The organism is Arthrobacter sp. 10N418, assembly GCF_056394725.1.
Genome location: NZ_JBFTIK010000016.1, coordinates 1 through 24,878, shown reverse-complemented (window position 1 = coordinate 24,878; position 24,878 = coordinate 1). Strand labels below are relative to the sequence as shown.

Genomic DNA, 24,878 nt, shown 5'->3' with positions numbered 1-24,878 from the left:
ACTGGCTACTACGGATTTCAGCCGGACGGAACCCGCAGACGGGACGGACAGCATCGCTGCTATTCAGTTCAAGGGCCAGATTTCGATGCTCTGCCAGCATTTGTCATCCTTCCTCCCCCTGAGAGTTCAGAGGAAACTACGGAAGGGTGTGGTGACAGAGTCAGGGTATCTTATGCGTCAAGCATCTGGCCCGTCTGGGTCTGAAAGCGCCTTGCTCCTTCGGTAGTTAGGTCTTCCTCCAGCCCAGTGATCGTTGTCCACGATCGGTTGTCAACTCTCACGAAGATTCCCCGCCCTCGAAAAGTTTCCCTGAGCGCTTGTCAATGCTGTCCTCAATCGGTTGCCATTTGTCCCCGAAGTAAGGCGGGAAGTCAGGCTCACTAGGGTAGGGCCGGTCTCAACCGAGGCTAGGGCCCAGGCGTCAGCTCAGCTCAAAGTAATTTCAAGCCAGTTCCCCGCCCGGGCCCGCAGTAATTGCTTCGCAGGTCCGGGCAACGGCTCGAGAGACAGCCCCGATCCGTATTTTGAATAGCTGTTAAGTCGCGGGCGGTACTCGCCTAGGAGACAGCTAGTAGTTCCGTACCGTTACCTCTTCAGCTGGGTCAGTTCCTGCAGGACCTCGTCCGAGGTGGTGATGATGCGGGCGTTGGCCTGGAAGCCGCGCTGGGCGACGATCAGGTTGGTGAACTCCTGGGACAGGTCCACGTTGGACATTTCCAGGGACCCGCCGGCCAGGGTGCCGATGCCGGCATCGCCTGCGCCGCCGAGCTGGACTCCGCCCGAGTTCGCGGTGGCCACGTAGGAGGAGCCGCCGGCTTTTTCCAGGCCCGTCGGGTTGGTGAACTTGGCCAGGGCAATCTTGGCCAGGACCTGCTTGGTGCCGTTGCTGAACGAGCCGATCAGGGAGCCGTCGTTGCCGAGGGTGAAAGACTCCAGCTTGCCGGTGGCGGAGCCGTTCTGACCGCTGACAATGAGGGAGGTCATACCGGCGAAGGCAGAGACCTTTGACAGGTCGACGGCGACGGCACCGATGTTCAGGGTTCCCGCGGACACGAATCTTCCTTTGTCGAACGTCAGCGTGGCCGGCCCTGCGTTGGCCGTCCCGTCCGTACCGGAGACGCTCCAGCTGTCACCCGCGCCGGTGAAGGTCAGGCTGAGGCTCCGCTCGGCGCCGGTGGCGTCGTAGACCTTGACGACGCGGTTCAAGGTGGCGCCCTCGGCGGGCAGGTTCCCGTCCAGCGTCACAGCGGACGTGGCGGCGGCGACCATGTTGTTCGGGTTCAGGGTGATGTCGCCGATGGCTCCGGCCGTATCGATCGCCCCACCACTCTTCGCGGTCCAGCCCTGGAGGATTCCGCCGTCGGGGCTGACCAGCTGGCTCGCCGCGTCAAAGTTGAACGATCCCGCACGGGTGAACAGCTGCTGGCCGCCCTTGCTGGTGACGAAGAAACCCTCGCCGGAGATCATCATGTCGGTGGCTCGGCCGGTGCTCTGCGAGGAGCCCTGGCTGAAGTTGGTGCTGACGCCGGCTACGCGGACGCCGAGGCCGATCTGCGCCGGGTTGCTGCCGCCGGACTGCGCCTGCGGGGAGGAAGCGCCCTGGGTCATCTGCGAGAGGGTGTCCTGGAACTGGGTGGTCGAGGCCTTGAAGCCGGCCGTGTTGACGTTGGCGATGTTGTTGCCGGTGACGTCGAGCATGGCCTGGTGGGCGCGAAGGCCGGAGATTCCGGAGTACAGCGAGCGGAGCATGGGAACTGCCTTTCTGCGGGTGGAGAACTGGTCAGGAAGCGGCCGGCGCGGTGAGCCCGGTGATGGAGTCGAGGGGGATGGCAAGAGCGCCGACCTTGACGGACGGAACTGTTCCGGCGTAGGACACCGAGCCGGCGAGGCCGGTGCCCGTGGTGCCGTCACCGAGCGTGTAGTCGACGGTGTGGCCGATCAGCTGGGCTGCGGCGGACCGCATCTGCAGGGAGAATGCCTCCTTGCTGTTGGTGGTCAATTCCGTCGTCTTTTCCATCATGGAGAGCTGGATGGTCTGGCTCATCATCTGGTTGGTGTCCATGGGGGCGCTCGGGTTCTGGTTTTTCATCTGGGCCACCAGCAAGGTCATGAAGACGTTTGCGTCCATGCTCTGGACGGGTGTCCGCAAGGTGGAGGCCGCCGGAGTGGCCCCTGCGCCGGCGACCGGCTGGGGTGTGACCGGCTTAGGCGCGATCGGCTGGGCTGCGATGGGCTGGATCGTCATGAGTCGCGTTCCTTCGTGTCAGACAAGAATGTCGAGGGTGGTCTGGGGGCCGTTCAGGGTCCTGGCGTTGCGGACGGCGGCGTCGGCCAGGGCCTCCCAGCGGCTACCCGGGCGCGGTTCGGCCGATCCGTTGCGGCTGCCTCCGCCTGTGTTGTTCCCTCCGGGGTCCCTGCCGGCGCCGTCCTGGCCTGCCGTTCCGTGCCCCGCACGGTCCTGCGCTGCGCCACCCGGCCCGGTGTGGTCGGAGAGGTCCAGGCTGGCGCCGAAGCCGGCGTCCGTGAGCTCCTTGCGGAGCTCGGGCAGGATCCCCCGCACGGCCTCGCGGCCCGCGTCGCCGGAGGCGAAGAGCTCGATCCGGACACCCGTCGCGTCGATATGCGCCCGGACGGTCAACGGCCCGAGGTCCTCGGGGCTGACTTTGAGGGTCATGATGTGCTGGCCGTGGGGTGCACCGGCCAGCGTGAAGAGGGGCTTGGCGAGTTGCGGCTGGAGGGTACCGGCGGTCTGGGGGGCCGGCGGCGGGGCTGCTGACGGGACGGAAGCCGACGGCGGCTGGCCGGCCGGCGCCGCGGCCGCCGTGCCTGCGGCGAGCGAGGCGGCAGCGGGTGTCGGGGCCGTGTTGTCGACAGCAGTTTTGGCGTCGGCAGCTGAGCCGGTGGAAGGCTTGGTTTCCACCGAAGCGATGCCGGGAAGGCCGGGCGCAGAGGCGTTCGCGACGCCGACGGCCTCGGCAGCCGTTGCCGACGTCCTGCTGGCCGACGCAACGCCCCGCCCCGGCGCAGTCCCCGGGACGACTGCGGCACCCAGCCCACCAACGGCGCCGAGCACTGCGGTCGGCGACGTGTTCGGGGCGGCTGAACCGGCCCCCACGGGGCTGGTGGAAGCGGGGCTCATGGAAGCTGTTCCCGCCGGCGGCTCCGCGGCGACGGACTGGGCGGGAGAAGACTGCGCGGCAGCGGACTGTGCGGGAGAAGACTGCGCGGCATCGGACCGCGGCGCAGCCGATGCGCCGCCCGGGACATCGGTCCAACCCTCAGCAGGGGACAGCCCCTTCGCGACCGCGGCGGCTGGAAGGGCAATCCCGACGGGGGCAGCACCTGTCTGAGCCCCGGCCGCCTGACCTCCGCTTCCCTGAGCGGCGGCCTGTTGCGCGGTGGCCGGCTGCCCGGCTCCGGCGGGGGTGGCGCCCGGCAGCGAAAGACGCGGATCGGTCGGCCCGGGCGGCTGTGCGACAGCCGCCGTCGGGGGCGTCGTCGCCACCGCCGGAGAAGCCGGCCCGTCCAGGACGGCAGGCGTCCCAGGACCGGCGGCGGCCAGCGGTGCACCCGTCTGACCGGCGGTTACAGACGATCCGGCTCCGGCGGCCGCGGCGTTGACGGCCGTGCCGTCACCGGCCGAAGCGGGGCCCTCGTCGGGAGCCTGAACGGCAGAATCATGGCTGGCTTTCTTATCAGCCGACGGCGTTCGGGCGTGCCCTGCGCTGCCGGCCGTCCTTCCCGCAGGCGTGTCCGGTGCGCCCTGGACGTCGCTCAGGACGGCGCCGAAGGAGCCTGCGTCCGCGGTCCCGGTCTCCGGCCGCGAGCGCCCGCCGTGCTGCGCGCGGGCGTGAGCCGGTGCAGAGGCCAGCGTTGAGGTGACGTCCATCGGAGCCGCGCCCATCACGACGCCGTCCCTGCGGGAACGATGCGCCGGATGGAGGTCAGGTTGGAGTATTGCTCCCATGCGTCACGGATCTGGATGGTCTTGCCGGGCACCGGGGCGTCGATCGCCTTTCCGTTGCCCAGATAGATGGAAACGTGGTTGCCGCCGAAGCTCACCAGCAGGTCGCCGGGCTTGGCCTCCGCGAGGGAGGCCACGGGCGTGCCCTGGCGCATCTGATCGCTGACCACGCGCGGAATATCGACGCCCAGGTCTTTGAAGACCCGCTGGGTGAATCCTGAGCAGTCCATGCCGGTCGCCGGGTTGGTGCCACCCCAGACGTACGGCACGCCGATGTACTTCTTGGCCATCGCCACTACGTCGTTACCCGTGGCCGCGCCAGCCGCGGGGGCGGTGCCAGGGACGGTGGCCTGTGCGGTAATGCCCTTGAGTGCGGCTGCCAATGACGTCGTGTTTCCCAGTCCCAGCCCGTCCGTGAGGGAGGAGGCATCCGTTCCTGTCGTGCCGCCCAAGGCCGCGGTGAGCGCCTGGGTGAAGGAGGCGGCGTTGTCGCTGCCGGTTCCGGTCGCGAGGGAAGACACCGCGGCAGCTTTCACGGCTGCAGCGGCTGTTTCGGTGGCCGGAGGGCGGGTCAATTCGGCAATCATGGACTGGATGCCCTGCATTCTGCCGATGGCTTCGGTCATGCTCATGACTTCACCTGCTGTTCGTCCCGGTGCCACATGGTGGAAGCAATCTCGTCCAGCGCCGACTGTTCTGCGCGCAGGTCTTCGGTGTTGACCTCGGCGTCGTGCCGGGCTTGCAGCTTTTCGAGTCCCACGGAGCGGGTCCGGGCGGCAATGAACTCCTCGCGGGCGGCAGCTTCATCGGTTTCGGCAAGACGCGCGAGGTTTTGCAGGTCCGCGAGCATGCTGTGCGAGGAGGACCGGGCGGCCGCAACGGCACGCAGGGAGGCCGAACTCGAGATGGGGTCGTCGGTCGCGGACAGCTCGCGGCGGGCCGCGGATTCCCGCGCCCGCACGGAGCTGGATCGTGAGCGGGCGCGGGCCAGCCCGGTTGCCGCCTGGTCCTGCTGGAGCTGGCGGAGGCGCAGGAGGCCTGCCAGTGAGAATTGGCGGTTCATGCTGCTGCTCCCAGGATCGAAGTGAGGTTCTCGAGCCGCAGCCACGACTCGGGGTGGGCCGTGGATTCCTCCATCGGCTGCTGCAGGAAGCTGTTCACGTCTTGCTCGTGGTTCAGGGCGGCGTCCACCAAGGGGTTGGTGCCCGCCTGGTAGGCGCCGACGTCGATCAGGTCCTGCGCGGCCTTCCGGGCCGCAAGCACCCGGCGCAGCGAGGCCGCGGCCTCAAGGTCGGGCCGGGAGTTGACCTTTGTGGCGACGCGCGACACGGATCCCAGCACGTCCACGGACGGGAAGTGCCCGGTCACGGCGAGCTTGCGGTCCAGCACCACGTGCCCGTCCAGGATGGACCGGGCGGCGTCGGCGATCGGTTCGTTGTGGTCATCGCCGTCCACCAGCACGGTGTAGATGCCGGTGACGGACCCCGTTTCGGCGGTCCCGGCGCGTTCCAGCAGCCGCGCCAGGATGGAGAAGGTCGACGGCGGGTAGCCGCGGGTGGCCGGGGGCTCCCCTGCGGAGAGGCCGATCTCGCGCTGGGCCATGGCGACGCGGGTGAGCGAGTCCATCATGAGGACGACGTCCTGCCCCTCGTCGCGGAAGGATTCGGCAATGCGGGTGGCGGTGAAGGCGGCGCGCATGCGCATCAGGGCGGGCTCATCCGAGGTGGCGACGACGACGACCGAGCGCGCCAGCCCGGCCGCGCCGAGATCGTCCTCCAGGAATTCCCGGACTTCGCGGCCGCGCTCCCCCACGAGCGCGATCACCGAGACTTCGGCGTCCGTGCCGCGGGCGATCATGGAGAGCAGGGACGACTTTCCCACGCCTGACCCGGCGAAGAGTCCCATGCGCTGGCCTTTGCCAAGCGTCGTCATGGTGTCCAGCACCCGGACTCCGGTCTGGAGTGCGGTGTCGATGCGTGCGCGCTTCATGGCGTTCGGGGCTTCGTTGTCGATCGGCACCCGGGGGCCGCTGGTGAGCGGGCCCTTGCCGTCGATGGGCCGTCCGAGCCCGTCAATGACGCGGCCGAAGAGCCCCCGTCCGGTGGGGACCAGCACGGCGCTGCCCTTTGTCCGGACCGGGTCCCCTGCTGCCACGCCGGCGAGCCGGCCCAGCGGCATGCAGCGCACGGAGCCCTCGAGCGCGGCGACGACTTCGGCGTCGAGGCCGGGGTTCTCCCCCACCGTCACCAGATCGCCCAGGGCGCAGTCCAGTCCCGACACTTCCAGGCCCAGGCCCATAACGGAGGTCACGACACCGACCCGCTGGGGTGCCGCGGCGGCGAGGGCGGCGGCGTAGTCGGCACGTTTGGGGCGCCATTGGTCGATCATGCGGGTTCTCCGGCTACGCGGTCGTCCCACTGCTCTCCCAGGAGGGCCGCGCGGGCGCGGGCCAGGGCACTGCCGAGGCTCGCATCGAGCCAGCCCTGTTGGTATTCGACTATGGCGTCACCGCGGCTCAGCGACGGGTCCGCCATGAGCGGCAGGCCTGCGGGCAGGTCCTGGCCTTCCTTGGCAAGGACTGCAACGTCCGCCGGGTGCAGCCGGATCGCCAGGACCGTCGCGGCATCGTTTCCGGAGAGGGCCCGGTCCAGGGCGGCGCGTGCAGTCCGGGTGCCGTCGGCGAGTTCATAGCCGAGGATGGCCTCGGCGAGTTCCAATGCGGTGCGGGCAAGGATCTCTTCGGTCTCGTGCAGGGCCTGCACATTGCGGTGCGCGAAATCGTTCCGGGCGACGGACAGTGCGCGCACGGCGCGGTCCAGGTCCTGCTGTCCGGCGGCCAGGGAAGATGCCTGTTCGGCGGCCATCCTGTCCCGCCAGCGGCGCTGTTCCTTGGCGGCCGCGCGGACGCCGGCTGCGTAGCCGGCGGCATGGCCTTCGGTGTAGCCGGCCTGCTCGGCGGCCGGACCGCTCGCGCGCAGCGAGGGGAAGACGATCCGCGCCGGGGCGCTGTCAGTAGACATAGTCCTCTTCGTCCCCGCGCTGGATGGTGATCTGGCCATCGGCGTCGAGCTCGCGCATCGACCGGACGACGGCGGCGCGGGCCTCCTCGATCTGCGAGGTGCGCAGCGGCCCCAGGGCGGCAATCTCGGATTCGAGGATCTCCAGGTTGCGGCCGGAGACGTTGGTGGTGATGGTTTCCAGGACGGTTTCCGACGCTCCCTTCATGGCGACGGCCAGCACGGCCGTGTCCAGCCCGCGGAGGACCAGCTGGACGTCGCGGCGTTCCAGCTTCACGATGTCCTCGAAGGTCACCATTTGGGCCCGGATCTCCACGGCGAGTTCCGGATCCAGCAGGTCCAGTCCGTCCAGCACGGAACGCTCCGTGCCGGCGTCGGTCCGGTTGATGATTTCCAGCAGCGGCTGGATGCCGCCCACCACCTTGGAGGCCTGCTGCGAGACGGCGGCGCCGCCGCGCAGCTTCAGGGTCTCCGCCACGATCCCGATCGCTTCGGGCGCGCCGGAACCCATCGTGGCGATGCTGAGGGCGACGTCGGCCCGCAGGGAGCCCGGCAGCCCCGACATCACCGCTGATGCCTTCCGGGGGCTGAGGTGCGCGAGGACCAGCGCGATGGTCTGCGGCAGCTCCCCGTCGATCAGCGCGAGGATCTGCACGGGTTCAATGTCTTCGAGAAATTCGAAGGACCTGCCGGCCATGTTGACGGTCAGTCGGTTGATCAGTCCGGCGGCCTTTTCGGATCCGAAGGACGCAGCGAGCAGGCCCTCGGCGAGTTCCCGGCCCCCACGCGCCTGGCGGGGGCTGGACAGCGCGGCGTGGTGGAAATCCTTCATGATCTGCTCGGCGACGTCCGAATCCACTTTGCGGAGCTTGACGATCTCCGCCGCGATTTCCTCGGCCTCGGAGTCCGTCAACTGGGCCATGACCTTGGCAGCGTTCGCCGGGTTCATCTGCATGAGGACGACGGCGGCACGCTGCGTGCCGGTCAGGGTCGAGTCGGCTGTTTTCATACCGGCTGCCTGTCTTCCATGAGGCTGCGGAGGTAGTCGGCGGCCTTTTCCGGGTTCGCGGCGACCATGCTGTCGATCTCAAAGCGGCGGCGCTCGGACTCGATCTGCTCGGGCGGGGGCCCCGGCAGCGGCCGCGGCGGCAGCGGGGGCGGCGGCAGCGGGGGCAAGGCAGTCATGGGGATCGCCGACGTCGCAGGCGCGGCGGCCGGAAACGCCGAGACGGCGGGCATGACCGGCATCATTTCCAGGTCCAGGCGTTCGCCCAGGTCCACGGGTTCGCGCTTCTGCCGGCGGCGCAGGACGATCGTGAGGATCAGCGCCAGGATCAGCAGCCCCAGGAGGATACTGCCGGCGGTGATCAGCGTTCCGATGAACTCCGACTGCTTTTGGGCTTCGGCGTCGGCTTTCGCCGCGGCGAGCGCCTTCGCGGCGTCGTCGGCGGCCGCGGTGCTGAACGGCACCACCTCAACCGTGACGACGTCGCCGCGGGTCTTGTCGATTCCGGCAGCGGAGGTGACCAGTGAGGTCAGCGAGGCGAGGTTCAGTCCCCCGGCGGCGGACTGGTTGACGGCCACGGAAATGGTCTGGCGCTTCACTGCCCCGGCCGGGATGACACGGTCTTCGGTGACCTTGTTGACGGCGTTGTTCTTCGTGGCGGTGGTGGAATCGAAGTTGCCGTTCCCGCTCGTTCCGCCGGGCACCGCGATGTTGTCGGGGCCGAGGACCCCTGCGGCCCCTCCCCCGGATCCGGTGTACTTCTCGGTCTTGGAAGACTCGCTGAGCGGAAGTGCTCCGTCCGTGTTGGAGAAGGTTTCGCTCTTCTGCTGCGCGGATTCGCCGGTGACGTCTGCGGCCACCGCAACAGTGGAGTTACCGGGGCCCACCACGCGGTCCAGGACAGCCTTCACGGCGTCGGACGTGCGGTTCTGGTAGTCGGTGGCCTGTTTCGTGGACGTACCTGCGGCGGCGCCGCCGACCGTGGAGAGCACGTTGCCCTGGGAGTCGACGACCGAGACGTTGGTGGGCTTGAGGTTCTCAATGGCGGCCGAGGTGAGGTGGACGATTGCCTGCACCTTGTCGCTGGAGAGGGTGGTCCCCGCGGCAGTTTCAACAAACACCGAGGCCGTGGTGTCCGGCGTTTTGGACACGAAGACGGTCTTTTCCGGGATGGCCAGGCGGACAGCGGCGGTCTTGACGCCGTCCATGGCCGAGATCGTGCTGGCCAGTTCGCCTTCGAGCGCCCGCTTGTAGGTGACCGACTGCTGGAATTCAGAGGACGTCACACCCATTTTGTCCAGCAGGGAGTAACCGGTGGCGGCGGCCGTCGGGAGGCCGGCGGCGGCGGCCTTGAGGCGCTCGTCGTAGACCTTCTCCTGCGGGACCAGGATGGTGGCGCCCCCGTCGCTCAGTTCATAGGGGATGTTGTCCTTCTTGAGCTGGTCCACGATGCCGCTGGCATCGGCGCTCTTGAGGCCGGAGAACAGGGGCGTCAAGGCAGGGCGCGTGAGCCAGGCCGACAGGGCCACGATGCCCACGACCAGCAGGGCTGCGCCGATCACGGCGATGGTGCGTTGTCCGGCGGAGAAGCCCTTGAGCCCGGTGCCGAACCGCTGGAAGAAGCCAGTAATCTGCGGAGGCATCAGGCTTGCATCCTCATGATCTCGTTGAACGCGTCAACACCCTTGTTGCGCATGGATGCCACCAGTTCCAGGGTCACTTGTGCCCGGGTGGCCGCGATGGTGGCGTTTTGGATGTCGTCCAGGTTGCCGGTGACGGCCGAGACGGCGAGCTGGTTCGACGTCGACTGCAGCTGCTGGAGGTTATCCACTGCACCGGTGAGGGAGGCGGCGAAACCGGAGCCGTCCGTGCCGGCGGCGGCGCTGGTGCCGGAGATGTAGTCCGTGGGCATAACGCCCTGGACGGGGGCGATCGGGGAAATAGGCATCAGGATTTTCCAATCTCAAGGGCCGCCATGTAGGTCTCGCGGGCACGGTCGACCACCTGTGCGTTGGCTTGGTAGCCGCGCTGGGCGACGATGAGCGCGCCCATCTGTTCGGCCATGTCGATGTCCGGGTACTTCACGTTGCCGTTGGCATCCGCCAGGGGGTGGTCCGGCTGGTAGACGATCCGGCCGGTGCCGCTGCCCAGAGGGGTGCTTTTGACATACACGCCGGTGCCGTCGGAGCCTTCGGCGGCTTCGACGTACTTGGCCTGGAAGGCGGGCCCGGACGTGCGGGACACGTTGTTCATGTTGGCGAGGTTGTCCGAGACGGCGTCAAGCCACTTGCGGTGCACTGTCAGGGCTGAGCCGGCGATGCCGATCGCGTCGAAAGTCATCAGCTCGTCCTCATGGCGGCGCGGTCGGCGGTGAACTCGTTCGTGACGGCCCGCGCGGCGAACTGGATGCGCAGCACCGTATCGATGTTGGATAGTGTTTCGGTGTCCAGGTTGACGTTGTTGCCGTTCAGCTGGGTGGGTTCCAAGGACGCTGCCGTGGCGGCCTGGACATGGCCATCGCCTGACTGTACCGACTGGGCCAGTGCGTCCTCGAAGCTGACGCGCTGCGCGTGGTAGTTCGGCGTGTTGACGTTCGCGATGTTGTTCGCGATAGTCCGCTGGCGCAGTGACAGCCCGTTCAAAGCGCTGGTCAAAGCGGCGGAGGTCACGGATTCGAGCACAGTGTCCTGCCTGGGAAAGGTGGGGTGTGGCCGATCCGTGGCCGAAATGCGAGCGATCCGTGCTCTTACAGTGGTTATCGGCACTGGTCAGCGCCGCGTTAGGGGAAATATGAAACGAGTTTTTCGGGTTCTTCGGAGCCCGGTCTTCTCAGCCGTGCACGTCTAGATAGACAGCCCTGGAGGGCTCGGCGACACCGGGGACAGCGGACACGGCCTGCAGCTGCCGGGAGACGTCGTTCCGGACATCTTCCAGGCGGCGCGCGACCCGTTCCTGCGCGGCTGCGAGGGCGACGGCGCGACGGCGGGCTTCCGCGGGGAGGGGGCCGGCCAGCGACGGCGGAGCCCAGCGTTTTTCCTGCCGGGGTTCCGCCGCGAACCCCGCGGGGCCGGCGAGGGGGCCCAGCGGATCTTTCAGGGTGCGTTCGGCGGCCTCGACGGCCATTTCGAGCACGTCCAGGACAACCGTCCAGGCGGCCAAGGTGGTGTCTGTTTGCTCAGCCAAAACCGAGGCTCCCGCCACCGGTTCCGGGCTGGGTGTTCCAGGCCCCGGTTCCCGCGAAGGCAGGCGTCGCCGCCGGAGCCGTGAATGCCGGCGTTGCCGCGGGGGCCGGAGCCGCCGCGGCGGCCTCATGCCAGGCCTGGCGCAAGGGCTCGAGCAGGTCGATCGCTTCCCTGGTCAGGGCCGGGTTGCGCTGGATGTTGGCGTTGACCAGCGCCGTAGCGGCGTAGTTGTAGATCCCCAGGAGCCCGTCCGCGCCGTCCCAGGTGTCAGCCCTCAGGGACGAGGACAGTTCGGTGATGATGGCCTGCGCGTGGATGAGGTTCTCTGACGCGACGGACCAGTTGGCTGCTTCTTGGGCCGTTTGGGCCCGGCCGAGGTCCAGCAGGAGCCGGTCGTAGAGCATGGTGAGCAGGCGCGCCGGGGGCGCGGAGAGAACCGAGTCTGCGAGGTACTGGTTGCGCTGGGCGGCATTGCCGTAGCCGAAGGGTGTGCTGGTCATGCTCCGCTGCTTCCTGAAGTGGCTCCGCCCAGCTGGGCCGTCAGCCAGGATGATTGTGCCTTCATGCCGCTGAGCGCGACTTCCAAGGCGGAATAGGTCTGCTGGAGGGTAGCTCGCCGCATGGCCAGCCGGTCGTCCCAGCTGGCGATCTGGTTGTTGATGTCCTTGGCGTCGGACTGCTGCCCCAGGATTTTGGTTGTCAGCAGCCCGGTCGTAGGATCGGAGGCCTGCTTGGCGGCGTCGGCTACGCGGCCGGCAATGACCCCGACGGCGGCCATGGTTCCGGTCGGGTCCTTTGCCAGGGCGTCGGCGAACTTGGCGGCGTCGAACTGCATGGTTCCGGTTTTCGTCAGGACAATGCCAATCTCGGACGGGGACCGTCCGTTGACCGGCTGCGACGCGGCCGAAAGGATGGCGTCGTTCACCGAGCGGACCGTGCTGTCACCGGTGAAGGGCCCCCCAGACGTGATGGGGTTACCCGCACCGTCCGTGCTGGCCACGACGGTGCTCTTGGTCGAGATCTGGGCCAGGACACTGTTGACAGCGCCCACCAGGTCCGAGGCCGTCTTGCTGATCTGGTTGGCGTCTCGGGCTACGGCGACGTGCACCGGAGTCGCGGAGACCTCCGAAACCGTCAGCGAGACACCTGCCAGGACGGTGTCAAAGGTATTCGATGAGGAGGTGATCGGCTGTTCAAGGCCGGGGACGCCTGCCCACAGCCTGATCTGGGCGTCCTGGGCGGTCTTCACATCGGTCAAGGCCGCCGTCGTGCCGTCCGGGTTGCCAATCGAAAAAGCGGCGGCGCTGCCGGTCGTCGTCGAGGTGAACTGGAGCCGGAACTGTCCTCCGCCCACCGAAACTTTACTGGCCGTCACCCCGGCGCCGGCCGTATTGACGGCCGATACGACGTCGTCCATCGAGGTGCTGGCCGGGGTAACTGTGACGGTTTTACCCCCACTGTTGATGGTCATCGTGGAGAAAGGCCACGCCGTCATCGCCTGGCTCACCGAGACCTGCCCACCAGCCAATTGATCAACGGTGAAGTCCAGGGATCCCGAGCTGGCGCCCGCGCCGACCGTCGTGGTGACAGATGCGGAGCTGCTCGTCGCGGCGTAGAGATCGAGGGCGTTCGGCAGCGCGGCCTTCGAGGCCTTGGTTGCAAGATCGGCGACGCTGGCGTTAAGGCCTTGAAACGCTGAGATGCTGGACTGGACGTCCGCCACCCTGCTCTTCAGCTGGGTTTGCGGGACTGCTTCCAGGGTCATCAGGGAGTTGATCAGGCTGGTGGTATCCAGCCCGCTGGACAGGCCGTCGATGGATAGTCCCACGTTTCACAACCCCTCTGACGAAAAAATGGTTCTTGGATGAGCGGTAGCCGGGGTGCTGCATAGCGCCCGGGAAGGAGGTTCCCTCCCGGGCGCTAAGAGCCTGCCTGAGCTGTCCTACTGTACGGAATCAGCGGACCGATCCCTGGTCAATGACCTAGCGGAGCAGCTGCAGTACACCCTGACCGGTCTGGTTCGCCTGGGCGAGCATGGCCGTGCCTGCCTGGGACAGGATGTTGTTGCGGGTGAACTTGACCATTTCCTCGGCCATGTCCGTGTCGCGGATACGGGAGTTGGAAGCGGTCAGGTTTTCCTTGGCCACGTTGATGGTCTGAACAGCCGACTCGAGACGGTTCTGGGAAGAACCCAGCTCCGCGCGGGCGGTAGACACGGCGGTGATCTTCGCATCCAGGACCTTGATTGACGCCTGTGCCCCAGAAGCGCTGGAGAAGTCGAGTCCGACATTGGCCACCGTACCAGGGGTCGTCAGCCTCGCGGTGCCTCCCTCAGCTACTGTTCCCCCCGAAAGCGAAGTGACGGAGAGTTCAGATACGCCTGCCGCCGTTTTCACGACTGAAGCCACCATCTTTGACGAGAACTTAGAATCGTTGTTCAGCGCTGCGGCCAAGTCTTCGACCTTAGTGAGGCCTCCGGTGGCACCCAGGTTGCCGGTCGTGACTGACGTGGTGGAAAGGACGGCGCCAGCGGAGTTCTTATCCGTCACGGCAAAGGTCAGTCCCGAAGTACCTGTTCCATCGAACGTAAGGAGCTGGGCCGCTGTCGGTGCATAACCGGTGCTTGCTGTGGTCCCCGCGCCCAGTGCCGAAGAGATAGCACTGACGTTTGCCTTCGTGAGGTCGACCGTGATCTGGCTGGCAGCGTCAGCGTTAGCGCCGACCTGGAACTTCAGCGCGTTAGCCGCACCACCCCGGGAACCGTCGAGCAGCTGGGCACCGTTGAAGTTCGTCGACTGCCCGATGCGACCCAGCTCCGAGACCAGGCTGTCGGCTTCGGTCTTGATCGCGTTGCGGGAGTCGGCGTTGTTGGTGTCGTTGGCGCCCTGGACGCTCAGGTCGCGCAGACGCTGCAGGATGGACTGGGTCTGGCTCAGGCCGCCTTCAGCGGTCTGGACTGCGCCAATGCCGTCCTGGGCGTTGCGAGCGGCAACCGTGAGGCCACCGATCTGGGACTTCAGGCCCTCGGACAGTGCCAGGCCGGCCGCGTCGTCACCGGCGCGGTTGATGCGCATGCCGCTGGAAAGCTTCTCCAGCGACTTGGACAGGTCGTTCTGGGTGTTGCTGAGGTTGCGGTAAGCGTTGTTCGCAGCCAGGTTGGTGTTGATCTGCATTCCCATGATGTTTCCTCCATGATGTGGGACAGTGTGCGAGGGCCCATCCATGGGCCTTCAGGAGTAGTTATCGCCCGGCTGACTAGTCAGGTAAGGGGAATCCGAAAAAATGTTTTCCCAGTTCACGAGATCCTGTCCCGCGCGCTAGGACTGCCCTTTTATCCGCTTCATTCCCGCTAACGCATGGCGCGGTCCGGCCGATAGTTTCTACGAACCCTGCTGTTGGCTGAGTCGTCCGCACGATTGAACAGCCGCACCGGCACCACCGCACCTGTCAACCGCTACACACAATGAGGGAGCCGTCCAGAACATGGCCATCCACGAACTTTCAGCCCTGTTGTGGAGGGAGCGTGAACTTCTGGACGTTCTCACTTTCAAGCTGGAAGAAGAGCAGCTGCTCCTCACCTCCGGCAAATCACGCTGGCTGGCGCACGGCACCAAGGAAGTCGAACAGGTCCTTGAGCACCTTTCCAAGGCGAGCCTGGCGCGCACCATCGAAGCCGCCGTCGTCGCCGAAACCTGGGGCCTGCCCTCGGACGCTTCACTCGGCGAGCTTGCTGCCGCCGCCCCGGAGGGCGCCTGGTCCGAGGTCCTGACCGCGCACCTGACTGCCCTAACCCGCCAGACGGCCCTCATCAAGGAACTGCGGGACTCCAACGAGCAGTACCTGCGCACCGCGGTCCGATCCACCCAGGAGTCTTTGGCCGATCTGCGGCCCGCCGCGGCCGCCGGCACGTATGACGCCCAGGGCAAGACCGGGGAAACCGCCGGCTCCCGCCTCTTCGACAAGCAATTCTAAGGAAGCGACCATGAGCACCTTTGGCGCCCTGAATGCCGCCTACCGGGGACTGACGGCCGCCCAGCAGGGCATGAATGTCGCCGGCCAGAACATTGCCAACGCCGCAACCGAGGGCTACACCCGGCAGCGCGTGCAGCAGTCCGCGCTGGCCGCCCCGGCCCAGGGGCTCTTCGGCTCCGGCCGGCCGGAGTCCGGCAACGGCGTGTCCGTGGACGGCATCGCCCGGCTGGGCAGCAGCTTCCTGGACGCGGGAGTGCGCTCCGCGGGAGCCCAGGCCGGCTATGCGGGCGCCGTGTCCTCCGCCCTCCAGGGGATCGAGGGGATCCTCCAGGAGCCCGGCGAAAACGGCATCTCCACTGCGTTGCAGGGCTTCTGGTCCGCCTGGCAAGGCGCTTCCAACCAGCCCGACGACCCGGCCGCAAAGGGCCTGGTCCTTCAGGCTGGAAACGACCTTGCCACCAAGATTTCTTCCGCTTACACCGCTTTGGACACGCAGTGGAGCGGCGTCCGGAGCCAGGCCGACGGAGCCGTGCAGGCAGTCAACGCCGCCGCCACGCAGGTGGCCGCCTACAACAGCACCATCCGCTCCACCCTTGCCGCAGGGGGATCGGCCAACGAGCTCATCGACGCCCGGGCCAAGCTCACCGAGACCATCTCCCGGCTGACCGGCGCCACTGTTCGGGACCAAGCCGACGGCACCGTAGACATTCACGTGGGCGGCAACCCCCTCGTGATGGGTACCTCGGTCAGGGCCCTCGCGCTCTCGGGCAGTCAATCGACCGACAAACTCGGGGATTCCGTGCAGCTTGAATGGGCGGACCGGCCAGGGACCGCCGTAGCCGTTACGGATGGCGAAATCGCCGGGTCCCTCGCCGTGCTGGCCACGGCCGTCAAAGGGGGACCACTTGCCTCGGCTGCGGACTCGTTCAACCAGTTCGCCAGCAGGCTCGGCGATGCGGTTAACGCTCTCCACGCCGGCGGACAGACGTCTGCCGGTACCGGTGCCGGCAACTTCTTCAGCTTCTCAGCCACGGATGCCGCCCGCAGCCTGGCCGTAGTCCCCACGGACGCGGCGGGCATCGGCGTCGGCGTCAAGGATGCGGAGAAACTGGACGGCACCCTCGCCGACAAAATCTCACAGCTCGGCGCCGGGGCCAGTTCCCCGGACAACTTCTGGACCAATGTGGTCACGGGGATCGGTGTGCTCTCACGAGGCGCCCAGCAGCACGAATCGCTCAGCTCGGCGGCCGAATCCTCCGCCCTGGCCGGACGCGCCTCTTCCGCCTCCGTGAGCCTGGACGAGGAAAACGTCAGCCTGCTCACCAACCAGCACGCGTACCAGGCAGCGGCAAGAGTCATGACCGCGGTGGACGAAGCGCTGGACGTTCTTATTAACCACACCGGACTGGTAGGAAGGTAGACATGCTGAACCGGGTTACGAACCTGACCATGACCGCGGCGGCCCAGCGCAGCCTGCAGGCCCAGCAGTCCAAGCTGGCGGGGCTGCAGGACAAGGCCGCCACTCTCAACAAGATCACGCGCCCCTCCGACGATCCCACTGCCACCGGGGAGGCGATGCAAACCCGGGCCCGGCTGGCCGCCAATGCACAGTACGGACGAAATATCGAGGACGGCGGACGCTGGCTCACCGCCGCCGACTCGGCCTTGGGCGACGCCAACAACGTGTTGAACAAGATCCGCGACCTGACCGTCCAGGCCGGCAACGGCGCCCTCAACAAAACGGCCAAGGACGCCATCGCCATCCAGCTGGACGGGCTGAACCAGGACCTGCTCTCCATCGCGAACACCAAGCACCTCGGGCGCAACATCTTTGCCGGCAGCTCGGACACAGCGACCGCCTTCGGCCCGGCGGATCCGTCGGTTTTCAACGGCGTGGCGGACAGCTCGGTGGAACGCCGCATCAGCGCCGACCAGACAATCCGCGTCGATGCGGACGGCTCAAAGATCTTCGGCGCCGGCGACTCGTCGGTCTTCAAGCTCGTCAGCGATATGGCGACCGCACTGCGGGCTGGCTCGGATATCTCTCCTAAGTTGAACGACGTGGACGCCGCCTTGAAAAATGTCATCTCCGGCCGGGCTGAAATCGGAACGCAGCAAGTGCGGCTGGATCGCGCCGGCAACGTCAATACAGAACTGGGGGCCAGTTTGGATGCACAGAAGACCGGCATAGAAAAGGCAGACCTGGGCAGCGTGATCATGGACCTGAAGCTTCAGGAGACCAACTACCAGGTGGCCCTGGCCGCGACGGCGAAGGTCCTGCAGCCCACACTGATGGACTTCCTCCGATGAACACAGCCGTCACCAACAGCCCCGTCACGTTCACCGCGCCGATGCCGGGCTTCGAGAACGTGCACGACTTCACGCTGCGGAGCGTCGAAGGCGCCAACGGGCTGATTGCCCTCGAGGCCGGTTCCGCAGCGGTGCGGTTGTTCCTGGCCGACGCAGCGGTATTCGCGCCAAGCTACGCTCCGCCGATTACGGCAGCCGCACTGGAAGCCCTGGAACTGGAACCAGGAGAGGCGCCACAGCTGCTCGTTGTGCTCAACCACTCCCCCGGATCCACCACAGTCAACCTCATGGCCCCGATCGTGCTCAATCCCGGCACGCGCCGCTGCACCCAGCTCGTCCTGGACGGCCGCGACTACCCGCTCCGGGCCGACCTCGGCTCGCTCTAGCAAAGGCCGCCGTCGGCTGGCAGCTTGAATCTGTGGCAAACGCCGTCGTTACCAGAAGTGGGCGACGTCGATCACGAGGCGTGATCCGGCATCCGGACCCGCCAAGGCGAACACCCGGAACGGCAGGCGGGCGCGGACCCCGAGGCCCAGGCTGGTGTAGCCCTCAAAGCTGCCGGCCCAGGCCACCTGCCGGAACGTCTGGTAGCCGGCCACGTTCGCCAAGTCCTTCGGATCCGTCGGGGTGTACGTGGCATGGCCCTTGTCGTCATAGGCCGGGGCGTTGACGGTGACCCGGAGGAGGGCCTGGCCCCTTAGTTGGACTGGAAGTCCCGAGCCGTCCTGCACCACCTGGGGGACGTAGCGGACCGTGTATCCCGCAACCGGTCCGTTGAGGTCAATGACCAGCCGGTCAAAGCAGTAGTGCTGCCCGGTCCGGACGTTGACGACGTTGGCCTGGCTCAGGGCCGGATCGGTCTTGGCCAGCGAGCCCCACACCAGCCCGCAGTACGGGTCTGCGGCGGCCGGGCCCGCTGAGACCAGCCCCGATCCTATGACCAGCACTATGGCCAGTAGCCACGCCCGGAACGTCTTCATCTGGGCCGCCTCCTTGGGTGCCGCGATATCTCAAGAATAGGAGCCTTGGCGGCCCGCGGCGAGGTTGGCGGAAGGATCGCCGCCAGAGCGTTAAACTACGAAGCGCCGGCACCCCTTCGGGTCCGGCGCTTCGCAGTGACGCGGATTCCTAGCCTTCGCAGTCGCGGCAGTACTTCATGCCGTTCTTTTCGCGGGCCACCTGGGACCGGTGACGGACCAGGAAGCACGAGGCGCACGTGAATTCATCGGACTGCTCGGGCACAACAACAACGGTCAGTTCTTCACCGGACAGGTCCGCTCCGGGTAGATCAATGCCTTCGGCGGTGTCGTTCTCATCGACGTCGATGACGGCGGTCTGGGCGCCGCCTCCACGGGAAGCCTGAAGGGCCTCCAGCGATTCAGCGGGAGATTCTTCTTCTGACTTGTTGCGTGGGGCGTCGTAATCGGTAGCCATAGCGGGGGTTCACTTTCGTTGCTGCGCAGCGCCATTTCAGGCACCTCAGTGAAGCAGTTTAGGTCATTATGCACGGAGTTGCAGAATAGTGTGTTCAAAGCGACACTATGCGTCGCCGGGGCGTGTAAAAACGACGTTGCGCGGCAATCAAGTCATATTTTTCAGGCAAGTGGCCACACAACGAGGGTCTGCCACTTCGACTGGTCGGGCTCGGTTCCGGGATCGCTGAGGTAGTACTCCCACATCGCTCCGCCGGGGGTCACACCCTCGGCCTGCATCCGGGCCAGGATCGCGCCGTAGGTCTGCTGCAGCGATTCGTACGGGCCGATATGCAGGGCCTCGAAGGCTGGCCCTGCGGGAAGCGTCCCGGCCGTGACCCCGGCGTCGGAGCCCCCGGCCCTGGCAAAGGCGGCGGCCAGGGGAAAGCCGGCTTCGACGTCGACGACGTCGGTGGGCATCCCGCGGTACAGCGCAAACGGAGGTCCGGCGAGTTGGACATGCTGCTGCTGCACTGCCCCCATCACCGCCCCGAAGGCGCGGCCGAAGAAGTCCCGCAGCTCGGCCATCGGGACGGTTTCGCGCAGCACCGCCGTCGGTTGTTCCTTGAGTTGCGTGGACTTGATCTCTGGTGTCTTTTCCGCATTCGTTTCACTCATACGCCCAGAGTCCGCTGTCCGGTTTCCACGGACTAGGGCCTTACGTCCCTGCGGCCGCGAGCGCACCGGCGGGCCCGCAGGACACACCCCCCGCAACACAAATGAATTTTATTCATTTAACTCTTGCCCTCCGGCCCCGCTTGCCCCGATACTAAATGAATTGCATTCATTTAGTGATCCCCGTCTCATTGGAGTAGTCAGATGATCGAAATCACCTCCCTGCATTCGCCGCCGTCCCTGGCCCGGACGGCGCCGTCCGGCCGCCAGGCACTGCGGATCGGCGTGGTCCAGCACCGCTGGCATGCCGACATCCCCATTCTGCGTGCCGAGCTGGACGAGGGCGTCGAGCGTGCCGCGCGGCTGGGCGCCACCGTGGTCTTCCTGCCGGAACTCACGCTCTCCCGCTACCCCGCGGACACCCTTCCGGAGAACGACACCTCGCGTTCCGGAGCCCGGCCCCGGCCGTCCGGCACTGCCGAGGATCTGCTCACCGGGCCCACGTTCCGTTTCGCGGCCGATGCGGCGCGCCGGCACGGGGTCTGCGTCCACGCCTCGCTGTACCAGCGTGCGGACCATCCGGACGGCCCGGACGACGGCCTGGGCCTGAACACTGCCATTCTGGTTTCCCCCGAGGGTGAACTCCTGGCGCGGACGCACAAGCTCCACATTCCGGTCACTGCCGGCTACTACGAGGACAAGTTCTTCCGCCCCGGCCCGGCCGCTGACGACGCCTACGCGGTCCACTCCCCCGCGGAGCTCGGCGGTGCACGGCTGGGCATGCCCACCTGCTGGGACGAATGGTTCCCCGAGGTTGCCCGCCTGTACGCCCTGGGCGGGGCCGAAATCCTGGTCTACCCCACGGCCATCGGCTCCGAACCGGACCACCCGGACTTCGACACCCAGCCGCTCTGGCAGCAGGTCATTGTCGGCAACGGCATCGCCAACGGCCTGTTCATGGTGGCCCCCAACCGCTGGGGCAACGAGGGGACGCTGAACTTCTACGGCTCGTCCTTCATCTCCGATCCCTACGGCCGGATCCTCGCCCAAGCCCCGCGGGATGAATCCGCCGTCCTCGTCGCGGACCTGGACCTGGACCAGCGCAAAGACTGGCTGACGCTGTTCCCGTTCCTGGCGACCCGCCGCCCGGACACCTACGCCCGGCTCACCGAGTCGGTCCGCCGCGACGCCCCGCTCGGCGGCGAAGCGCCGCTGGCCATGGCGGTGGACGCATGAGCGGCTGGCGCATGCCGGCGGAGACGGCGCCGCAGGAGCGGATCTGGATGGCGTTCCCCACCGGCGGCTACACCCTGGGCGGGACGGACGACGAAGCCCACGCCGCCCGGTCCACGTGGGCCGCCGTCGCGAACGCCGTCGTCGGCTTTGAGCCGGTCACCATGCTGGTGGCGCCCGACGACGTCGAGACCGCCCGCCGCTATCTTCACCCCGACGTTGAGGTGCTCACCGCCGAACTGAATGACGCCTGGATGCGGGACACCGGCCCGAGCTTCGTGCTGGACGGCGGAGGCCGGCTCGGCGCGGTGGACTGGGTGTTCAACGGCTGGGGCGGCCAGGACTGGGCGGCGTGGGACAAGGACTCGCTCGTGGCCGCGGAGGTCTCGGCACGGTCCGGCGCACGCCACCTCGTTTCGGCCCTTGTCAATGAGGGCGGCGGCATCCACGTCGATGGTGAAGGCACTGTGCTGGTCACTGAGACCGTGCAGCTGGATCCCGGCCGCAATCCCGGGCTGGACAAATCGGACGTTGAAGCCGAGCTGGCGCGGACCATCGGTGCCACCCATGTCATTTGGCTTCCCCGCGGCCTGACCCGGGATTCGGAGAAGTTCGGCACCCGTGGCCATGTGGACATCGTGGCCGCCATCCCGTCGCCGGGTACCCTACTGGTCCATTCCCAGCAGAACCCGCAGCACCCGGACTTCGAGGTCAGCCGCCAGATCATCAGCTACCTGGCCACCACCAGGGACGCTGCCGGGCGTGAGTGGAACATCATCGAGGTGCCCGCCCCGGAGACCTTGACGGACGGCGACGGCTTCGTCGACTACAGCTACATCAACCACGTGGTGGTTAACGGGGGCGTGATCGCCTGCACGTTCGCGGACCCCATGGACGAGAAAGCATTGCGCATCCTCGGTGACGCCTACCCAGGGCGCAAGGTCATCGGCGTCGACGCCCGCGAGCTCTTTGCCCGCGGCGGCGGCATCCACTGCATTACACAACAGCAACCGGCTGCCTCCTAGAATAGGTCTCTGACATGAGTCAAACGATCGGCCGCGAACGCGGCGCATCCTCTCCCCACGACGTGGTCGACCCCGCCGGTTCGAAGCACGGCATTACCGGCAAGGGGCTCAAGGGCGGACAGCTCGGCCTGCTCGCCGTCGTCGTCCTTGGCATTTCCTCCGTGGCGCCCGCCTACAGCCTCACGAGTTCGCTGGGGCCCGCCGTCGGCGCCGTGGGAGTGCAGCTGCCGGCGATCTTCATCATCGCGTTCATCCCCATGATCCTGGTGGCGTTCGCCTACCGCGAGCTCAACGCCGACTCCCCGGACAGCGGCACCACGTTCACCTGGGCCACCAAGGCCTTCGGCCCGTACGTCGGCTGGATGGGCGGCTGGGGCCTGCTGGCCGCAAACATCATCGTCCTCTCCAACCTGGCCGGCGTCGCGGTGGACTTCTTCTACCTCTTCCTGGCCCAGGTCTTCGGCAACCCCGAGCTCGCGGACCTGACCTCCAACAAGGCGCTGAACATCGCCACCTGCCTGGTGTTCGTGGCACTCGCGGTCTGGGTCAGCTACCGCGGCCTGCACGCGACCAAGCTGGTGCAGTTCAGCATGGTCGGGTTCCAGGTCGTCGTCCTGGCCATCTTCATCGTCATGGCGCTCACCCACGCCGCCTCCGGGGATTCCCCCACCGCCATCGGCTTCAGCTGGGACTGGTTCAACCCCACGAAGATCGAAAGCTTTGAGCAGTTCACGGCCGGCATGTCCCTGGCGGTCTTCGTCTACTGGGGCTGGGATGTCTGCCTCACCGTGAACGAGGAAACCAAGGGCGGCAAGGGAACTGCCGGCAAGGCAGGCACGACGACGGCGATCGCCGTACTGGGCCTGTACATCGCCGTGATCGTGGCGACCATGATGGTGGCCGGCGTGGGCGGGGACGGCATCGGGCTGAACAACCCGGACAGCCAGCAAAACGTCTTTGCCGCGCTGGCTTCCCCCGTGATGGGTCCGCTGGCCATCCTGATGTCCCTGGCTGTGCTGTCCGGCACCGCATCATCCCTGCAGTCCACCATGGCGTCCCCGGCCCGCAGCCTCCTGGCCATGGGCCACTACGGGGCGCTGCCGCCGCGCTTCGCCACGGTCAGCAAGCGCTTCGGTTCGCCGGGCTACGCCACAGTCGTGGCCGGCCTGATCTCCGGCGGGTTCTACGCGGTCATGAAGGCGGTCAGCGAAAACGTCCTCAACGACACCATCATGGCCCTGGGCCTCATGATCTGCTTCTACTACGCCCTGACCGCGTTCGCATGCACGTGGTACTTCCGGCACAGCCTGTTCTCCAGCGTCCGGAACTTCTTCATGCGCCTGCTGTGCCCAGTGATCGGCGGCCTGGTGCTCACCGTGGTGTTCTTCCAGACGGCGGTGGACAGCTGGGCTCCCGAGTTCGGCAGCGGCTCCGAGATTTTCGGGGTGGGCCTGGTGTTCATCATCGGGATCGGAATCCTGTTGCTGGGCACGGTGGTCATGCTCCTGGCGGCCCGGTTCCACCCGGGGTTCTTCCGCGGCGAAACCATCCGCAAGGACACCCCTGCGCTGGTGATCCCGGAGTAGGTTCCGGCTTCTTGACCCGTACGGCCCTGCACCCAGGATTCCGGGGGCAGGGCCCTGCGGCTTTTGTGCCTTTACTCCACGGGAGTCGCAGGAGCATCATTCGACAGTACGGGGCCCGTCCGCCCCTGCCGGCTGCGGACCGGTCAAGGATCTGGAATCTCCACCGATGGAGGCCTCAATATGACTCGCGAACGCACTGCACTGGTTACCGGCGGCGCACGAGGCATCGGCCGCTCCATCGCGACGCACCTTGCAGAGAGCGGCTGGAAAGTAGTCGCTACGTACAACACCGGTCTCGACGAAGCGAAGGAACTCGAACGCAGTCACGGGGTGGATATGCGGCAACTCGATCTGACGGATAGATCCCTCTCCCTGGGCTTCGCCCGTCGGATCCGTGACGAATTTTCCTTCGATGCGCTGGTCAATAATGCTGGCATCCTCGACAAGGAACCCTTCGGGGACCTGACGTTGGATGCGTGGGATCGAACCTTTGCTGTAAATGTCACTGCCCCACTCATCCTGGCCCAGGAAATCGGCCCAAATATGCCCGCCGGTGGGAGCATTGTCAACATCGCCAGCACAGATGCCTATATCGGCTCCTTCCGGGGGATTGCCTACTCGGCCAGCAAGGCAGCCCTTCTTTCTCTCACGCGAAGCCTCGCCAACGTGCTTGGCCCCCGCGGAATTCGCGTGAACGCCGTGACTCCCGGCTGGGTAGACAATGGCCTGACTGAACAATCCTACGAAGCGGCAAGCCTCACGCCCCTAGGTCGCAACGGGAATCCGGAAGACATAGCCAACGTCGTCGCATTTCTCCTTAGCGCAGACGCCTCGTTCATCACCGGGGCGTCGATCGTCGCCGACGGCGGGTACACCGGCGTCGATTACTTCATGAAGAAGGAAAACGATTCCCGTGGCTGAGTTGCCTCGATCGTTTCGCCCGCGTGAGTGCGGGGTCCGGATCGTCTTTGGCCTGTCACGTGATGCCAAAAGCGTGGCGTGCGCCAAGGCAAGAAAAACCCCTCCGTTCCGGACAAGATCGCCGGAACGGAGGGGTTCTTTGGGCCCCCTGTCGGATTCGAACCGACGACCCCCGCTTTACAAGAGCGGTGCTCTGGCCAACTGAGCTAAGGAGGCATTCCTGTGCCGCCCGGTACCTGGCCGCAAAAGGGCCGGCGCCTGGGCGCTAGATAAGGTTAGCCCACGGACGCCCGGTGGTAAAAACGGCGGCGGTGCAGTCTGCGAAGCAAGCAGGAAGGCCCCGTCCCGGACGAATCCGGGACAGGGCCTTTCTGACGGCCGCGCGGCTGCCACGCGGCTACAGCGCGCGGGCGCCGCTGCTTCTAGCCCCAGGTTTTCATGGCGGGTCCGTCGGGATGGCGTGTTAATCAGGGAAAGGGTGCTCTGAACTGGGAAAATAGTGGTTGTCGAGACCGTTATTTGCCGAGCGAGGGAGCACCCTTTCGATGCAGAAGTCTACCCGTGTTTTTCCGTCC

General features: G+C 66.6%; 27 protein-coding genes and 1 tRNA gene. 8 read left to right on the top strand and 20 right to left on the bottom strand.

Features of this window, described 5'->3' with window-relative positions:
* Nucleotides 1-585: 585 nt before the first annotated feature.
* From AC1DCZ_RS13720 to AC1DCZ_RS13645, 16 genes are all read right to left on the bottom strand, one after another.
* Nucleotides 586-1,749, bottom strand: a complete 1,164-nt coding sequence (locus AC1DCZ_RS13720) for a flagellar hook protein FlgE (RefSeq protein WP_476975078.1) — start codon at nucleotides 1,747-1,749, stop codon at nucleotides 586-588.
* Nucleotides 1,750-1,780: 31 nt separating this feature from the next.
* Complete coding sequence (locus AC1DCZ_RS13715; RefSeq protein WP_476975077.1) at nucleotides 1,781-2,245, bottom strand: flagellar hook assembly protein FlgD; 465 nt, start codon at nucleotides 2,243-2,245, stop codon at nucleotides 1,781-1,783.
* 18 nt (nucleotides 2,246-2,263) lie between these two features.
* Nucleotides 2,264-3,967 (bottom strand): flagellar hook-length control protein FliK, encoded by a 1,704-nt coding sequence (locus AC1DCZ_RS13710; protein ID WP_476975076.1) that lies wholly within the window; start codon nucleotides 3,965-3,967, stop codon nucleotides 2,264-2,266.
* Nucleotides 3,904-4,596, bottom strand: coding sequence for a C40 family peptidase (locus AC1DCZ_RS13705; RefSeq protein WP_476975075.1), 693 nt, complete (start codon nucleotides 4,594-4,596; stop codon nucleotides 3,904-3,906). Before AC1DCZ_RS13705 ends, AC1DCZ_RS13710 begins: the two co-directional genes overlap by 64 nt.
* The gene (locus tag AC1DCZ_RS13700) at nucleotides 4,593-5,027 is read right to left on the bottom strand and encodes a flagellar FliJ family protein (RefSeq protein ID WP_476975074.1); all 435 of its coding nucleotides are present in this window, start codon (nucleotides 5,025-5,027) and stop codon (nucleotides 4,593-4,595) included. The genes AC1DCZ_RS13705 and AC1DCZ_RS13700 overlap by 4 nt, the downstream gene beginning before the upstream one ends.
* Nucleotides 5,024-6,352, bottom strand: a complete 1,329-nt coding sequence (locus AC1DCZ_RS13695; RefSeq protein ID WP_476975073.1) for a FliI/YscN family ATPase — start codon at nucleotides 6,350-6,352, stop codon at nucleotides 5,024-5,026. Before AC1DCZ_RS13695 ends, AC1DCZ_RS13700 begins: the two co-directional genes overlap by 4 nt.
* Nucleotides 6,349-6,984: a FliH/SctL family protein gene (locus AC1DCZ_RS13690; RefSeq protein WP_476975072.1), complete on the bottom strand. Its 636-nt coding sequence runs from the start codon at nucleotides 6,982-6,984 to the stop codon at nucleotides 6,349-6,351. The genes AC1DCZ_RS13695 and AC1DCZ_RS13690 overlap by 4 nt, the downstream gene beginning before the upstream one ends.
* Nucleotides 6,974-7,990 carry a flagellar motor switch protein FliG gene (fliG, locus tag AC1DCZ_RS13685; RefSeq protein ID WP_476975071.1) on the bottom strand — a complete coding sequence of 339 codons (1,017 nt, stop codon included), beginning with the start codon at nucleotides 7,988-7,990 and terminating at the stop codon, nucleotides 6,974-6,976. The genes AC1DCZ_RS13690 and fliG overlap by 11 nt, the downstream gene beginning before the upstream one ends.
* The gene (gene fliF / locus AC1DCZ_RS13680) at nucleotides 7,987-9,630 is read right to left on the bottom strand and encodes a flagellar basal-body MS-ring/collar protein FliF (RefSeq protein WP_476975070.1); all 1,644 of its coding nucleotides are present in this window, start codon (nucleotides 9,628-9,630) and stop codon (nucleotides 7,987-7,989) included. The genes fliG and fliF overlap by 4 nt, the downstream gene beginning before the upstream one ends.
* Nucleotides 9,630-9,935 carry a flagellar hook-basal body complex protein FliE gene (fliE, locus tag AC1DCZ_RS13675; RefSeq protein WP_476975069.1) on the bottom strand — a complete coding sequence of 102 codons (306 nt, stop codon included), beginning with the start codon at nucleotides 9,933-9,935 and terminating at the stop codon, nucleotides 9,630-9,632. The genes fliF and fliE overlap by 1 nt, the downstream gene beginning before the upstream one ends.
* Nucleotides 9,935-10,327 carry a flagellar basal body rod protein FlgC gene (locus AC1DCZ_RS13670; RefSeq protein WP_476975068.1) on the bottom strand — a complete coding sequence of 131 codons (393 nt, stop codon included), beginning with the start codon at nucleotides 10,325-10,327 and terminating at the stop codon, nucleotides 9,935-9,937. The genes fliE and AC1DCZ_RS13670 overlap by 1 nt, the downstream gene beginning before the upstream one ends.
* Nucleotides 10,327-10,668 (bottom strand): flagellar basal body rod protein FlgB, encoded by a 342-nt coding sequence (locus AC1DCZ_RS13665; RefSeq protein WP_476975067.1) that lies wholly within the window; start codon nucleotides 10,666-10,668, stop codon nucleotides 10,327-10,329. Before AC1DCZ_RS13665 ends, AC1DCZ_RS13670 begins: the two co-directional genes overlap by 1 nt.
* A gap of 148 nt (nucleotides 10,669-10,816) precedes the next feature.
* Nucleotides 10,817-11,170, bottom strand: a complete 354-nt coding sequence (locus tag AC1DCZ_RS13660) for a hypothetical protein (RefSeq protein ID WP_476975066.1) — start codon at nucleotides 11,168-11,170, stop codon at nucleotides 10,817-10,819.
* On the bottom strand, nucleotides 11,163-11,669 hold the full coding sequence (fliS, locus tag AC1DCZ_RS13655; protein WP_476975065.1) for a flagellar export chaperone FliS: 507 nt from the start codon (nucleotides 11,667-11,669) through the stop codon (nucleotides 11,163-11,165). Before fliS ends, AC1DCZ_RS13660 begins: the two co-directional genes overlap by 8 nt.
* The gene (gene fliD / locus AC1DCZ_RS13650; RefSeq protein WP_476975064.1) at nucleotides 11,666-12,997 is read right to left on the bottom strand and encodes a flagellar filament capping protein FliD; all 1,332 of its coding nucleotides are present in this window, start codon (nucleotides 12,995-12,997) and stop codon (nucleotides 11,666-11,668) included. Before fliD ends, fliS begins: the two co-directional genes overlap by 4 nt.
* A gap of 154 nt (nucleotides 12,998-13,151) precedes the next feature.
* Complete coding sequence (locus AC1DCZ_RS13645; RefSeq protein ID WP_476975063.1) at nucleotides 13,152-14,348, bottom strand: flagellin N-terminal helical domain-containing protein; 1,197 nt, start codon at nucleotides 14,346-14,348, stop codon at nucleotides 13,152-13,154.
* A gap of 304 nt (nucleotides 14,349-14,652) precedes the next feature.
* On the opposite strand from AC1DCZ_RS13645, the gene AC1DCZ_RS13640 reads away from it, so the two are divergent.
* Genes AC1DCZ_RS13640 through AC1DCZ_RS13625 form a run of 4 tightly spaced genes read left to right on the top strand, consistent with a single transcriptional unit; the run spans nucleotide 14,653 to nucleotide 17,837 of the window.
* Nucleotides 14,653-15,141, top strand: coding sequence for a flagellar protein FlgN (locus AC1DCZ_RS13640; protein ID WP_476975062.1), 489 nt, complete (start codon nucleotides 14,653-14,655; stop codon nucleotides 15,139-15,141).
* Nucleotides 15,142-15,151: 10 nt separating this feature from the next.
* Complete coding sequence (gene flgK / locus AC1DCZ_RS13635; protein ID WP_476975061.1) at nucleotides 15,152-16,561, top strand: flagellar hook-associated protein FlgK; 1,410 nt, start codon at nucleotides 15,152-15,154, stop codon at nucleotides 16,559-16,561.
* A gap of 2 nt (nucleotides 16,562-16,563) precedes the next feature.
* Nucleotides 16,564-17,451: a flagellar hook-associated protein FlgL gene (gene flgL / locus AC1DCZ_RS13630; RefSeq protein ID WP_476975060.1), complete on the top strand. Its 888-nt coding sequence runs from the start codon at nucleotides 16,564-16,566 to the stop codon at nucleotides 17,449-17,451.
* Nucleotides 17,448-17,837 carry a flagellar assembly protein FliW gene (locus tag AC1DCZ_RS13625; RefSeq protein ID WP_476975059.1) on the top strand — a complete coding sequence of 130 codons (390 nt, stop codon included), beginning with the start codon at nucleotides 17,448-17,450 and terminating at the stop codon, nucleotides 17,835-17,837. Before flgL ends, AC1DCZ_RS13625 begins: the two co-directional genes overlap by 4 nt.
* Before the next feature lie 48 nt (nucleotides 17,838-17,885).
* On the opposite strand, the gene AC1DCZ_RS13620 is transcribed toward AC1DCZ_RS13625, so the two are convergent.
* The 3 genes from AC1DCZ_RS13620 to AC1DCZ_RS13610 all read right to left on the bottom strand — a co-directional run bounded on the left by AC1DCZ_RS13620 (nucleotide 17,886) and on the right by AC1DCZ_RS13610 (nucleotide 19,541).
* Nucleotides 17,886-18,431, bottom strand: a complete 546-nt coding sequence (locus tag AC1DCZ_RS13620) for an AMIN-like domain-containing (lipo)protein (protein ID WP_476975058.1) — start codon at nucleotides 18,429-18,431, stop codon at nucleotides 17,886-17,888.
* Between the two features lie 148 nt (nucleotides 18,432-18,579).
* Complete coding sequence (locus AC1DCZ_RS13615; RefSeq protein ID WP_476894769.1) at nucleotides 18,580-18,885, bottom strand: DUF4193 domain-containing protein; 306 nt, start codon at nucleotides 18,883-18,885, stop codon at nucleotides 18,580-18,582.
* 161 nt (nucleotides 18,886-19,046) lie between these two features.
* Nucleotides 19,047-19,541, bottom strand: coding sequence for a GyrI-like domain-containing protein (locus AC1DCZ_RS13610; protein WP_476975057.1), 495 nt, complete (start codon nucleotides 19,539-19,541; stop codon nucleotides 19,047-19,049).
* Nucleotides 19,542-19,742: 201 nt separating this feature from the next.
* Between AC1DCZ_RS13610 and AC1DCZ_RS13605 the strand changes: the two genes are divergently transcribed.
* From AC1DCZ_RS13605 to AC1DCZ_RS13590, 4 genes are all read left to right on the top strand, one after another.
* Entirely contained in the window at nucleotides 19,743-20,774 is a 1,032-nt protein-coding gene (locus tag AC1DCZ_RS13605; protein WP_476975056.1) for a nitrilase-related carbon-nitrogen hydrolase, read from the top strand.
* On the top strand, nucleotides 20,771-21,796 hold the full coding sequence (locus AC1DCZ_RS13600) for an agmatine deiminase family protein (RefSeq protein ID WP_476975055.1): 1,026 nt from the start codon (nucleotides 20,771-20,773) through the stop codon (nucleotides 21,794-21,796). The genes AC1DCZ_RS13605 and AC1DCZ_RS13600 overlap by 4 nt, the downstream gene beginning before the upstream one ends.
* Before the next feature lie 14 nt (nucleotides 21,797-21,810).
* Nucleotides 21,811-23,382, top strand: coding sequence for an APC family permease (locus AC1DCZ_RS13595; RefSeq protein ID WP_476975054.1), 1,572 nt, complete (start codon nucleotides 21,811-21,813; stop codon nucleotides 23,380-23,382).
* A gap of 180 nt (nucleotides 23,383-23,562) precedes the next feature.
* Nucleotides 23,563-24,303: an SDR family NAD(P)-dependent oxidoreductase gene (locus AC1DCZ_RS13590; protein WP_476975053.1), complete on the top strand. Its 741-nt coding sequence runs from the start codon at nucleotides 23,563-23,565 to the stop codon at nucleotides 24,301-24,303.
* A 142-nt stretch (nucleotides 24,304-24,445) separates the two neighbouring features.
* Here AC1DCZ_RS13590 and AC1DCZ_RS13585 read toward each other — a convergent pair.
* Nucleotides 24,446-24,519: transfer RNA gene (locus tag AC1DCZ_RS13585), tRNA-Thr, on the bottom strand.
* Between the last annotated feature and the right edge of the window lie 359 nt (nucleotides 24,520-24,878).

Bases quoted from the DNA above. Each gene is read 5' to 3' on its own strand.
- AC1DCZ_RS13720 (WP_476975078.1), bottom strand. From the start codon at position 1,749: ATGCTCCGCTCGCTGTACTCCGGAATCTCCGGCCTTCGCGCCCACCAG.
- AC1DCZ_RS13715 (WP_476975077.1), bottom strand. From the start codon at position 2,245: ATGACGATCCAGCCCATCGCAGCCCAGCCGATCGCGCCTAAGCCGGTC.
- AC1DCZ_RS13710 (WP_476975076.1), bottom strand. From the start codon at position 3,967: ATGGGAGCAATACTCCAACCTGACCTCCATCCGGCGCATCGTTCCCGC.
- AC1DCZ_RS13705 (WP_476975075.1), bottom strand. From the start codon at position 4,596: ATGAGCATGACCGAAGCCATCGGCAGAATGCAGGGCATCCAGTCCATG.
- AC1DCZ_RS13700 (WP_476975074.1), bottom strand. From the start codon at position 5,027: ATGAACCGCCAATTCTCACTGGCAGGCCTCCTGCGCCTCCGCCAGCTC.
- AC1DCZ_RS13695 (WP_476975073.1), bottom strand. From the start codon at position 6,352: ATGATCGACCAATGGCGCCCCAAACGTGCCGACTACGCCGCCGCCCTC.
- AC1DCZ_RS13690 (WP_476975072.1), bottom strand. From the start codon at position 6,984: ATGTCTACTGACAGCGCCCCGGCGCGGATCGTCTTCCCCTCGCTGCGC.
- fliG (WP_476975071.1), bottom strand. From the start codon at position 7,990: ATGAAAACAGCCGACTCGACCCTGACCGGCACGCAGCGTGCCGCCGTC.
- fliF (WP_476975070.1), bottom strand. From the start codon at position 9,630: ATGCCTCCGCAGATTACTGGCTTCTTCCAGCGGTTCGGCACCGGGCTC.
- fliE (WP_476975069.1), bottom strand. From the start codon at position 9,935: ATGCCTATTTCCCCGATCGCCCCCGTCCAGGGCGTTATGCCCACGGAC.
- AC1DCZ_RS13670 (WP_476975068.1), bottom strand. From the start codon at position 10,327: ATGACTTTCGACGCGATCGGCATCGCCGGCTCAGCCCTGACAGTGCAC.
- fliS (WP_476975065.1), bottom strand. From the start codon at position 11,669: ATGACCAGCACACCCTTCGGCTACGGCAATGCCGCCCAGCGCAACCAG.
- AC1DCZ_RS13645 (WP_476975063.1), bottom strand. From the start codon at position 14,348: ATGGGAATGCAGATCAACACCAACCTGGCTGCGAACAACGCTTACCGC.
- AC1DCZ_RS13640 (WP_476975062.1), top strand. From the start codon at position 14,653: ATGGCCATCCACGAACTTTCAGCCCTGTTGTGGAGGGAGCGTGAACTT.
- flgK (WP_476975061.1), top strand. From the start codon at position 15,152: ATGAGCACCTTTGGCGCCCTGAATGCCGCCTACCGGGGACTGACGGCC.
- flgL (WP_476975060.1), top strand. From the start codon at position 16,564: ATGCTGAACCGGGTTACGAACCTGACCATGACCGCGGCGGCCCAGCGC.
- AC1DCZ_RS13625 (WP_476975059.1), top strand. From the start codon at position 17,448: ATGAACACAGCCGTCACCAACAGCCCCGTCACGTTCACCGCGCCGATG.
- AC1DCZ_RS13620 (WP_476975058.1), bottom strand. From the start codon at position 18,431: ATGAAGACGTTCCGGGCGTGGCTACTGGCCATAGTGCTGGTCATAGGA.
- AC1DCZ_RS13615 (WP_476894769.1), bottom strand. From the start codon at position 18,885: ATGGCTACCGATTACGACGCCCCACGCAACAAGTCAGAAGAAGAATCT.
- AC1DCZ_RS13610 (WP_476975057.1), bottom strand. From the start codon at position 19,541: ATGAGTGAAACGAATGCGGAAAAGACACCAGAGATCAAGTCCACGCAA.
- AC1DCZ_RS13605 (WP_476975056.1), top strand. From the start codon at position 19,743: ATGATCGAAATCACCTCCCTGCATTCGCCGCCGTCCCTGGCCCGGACG.
- AC1DCZ_RS13600 (WP_476975055.1), top strand. From the start codon at position 20,771: ATGAGCGGCTGGCGCATGCCGGCGGAGACGGCGCCGCAGGAGCGGATC.
- AC1DCZ_RS13595 (WP_476975054.1), top strand. From the start codon at position 21,811: ATGAGTCAAACGATCGGCCGCGAACGCGGCGCATCCTCTCCCCACGAC.
- AC1DCZ_RS13590 (WP_476975053.1), top strand. From the start codon at position 23,563: ATGACTCGCGAACGCACTGCACTGGTTACCGGCGGCGCACGAGGCATC.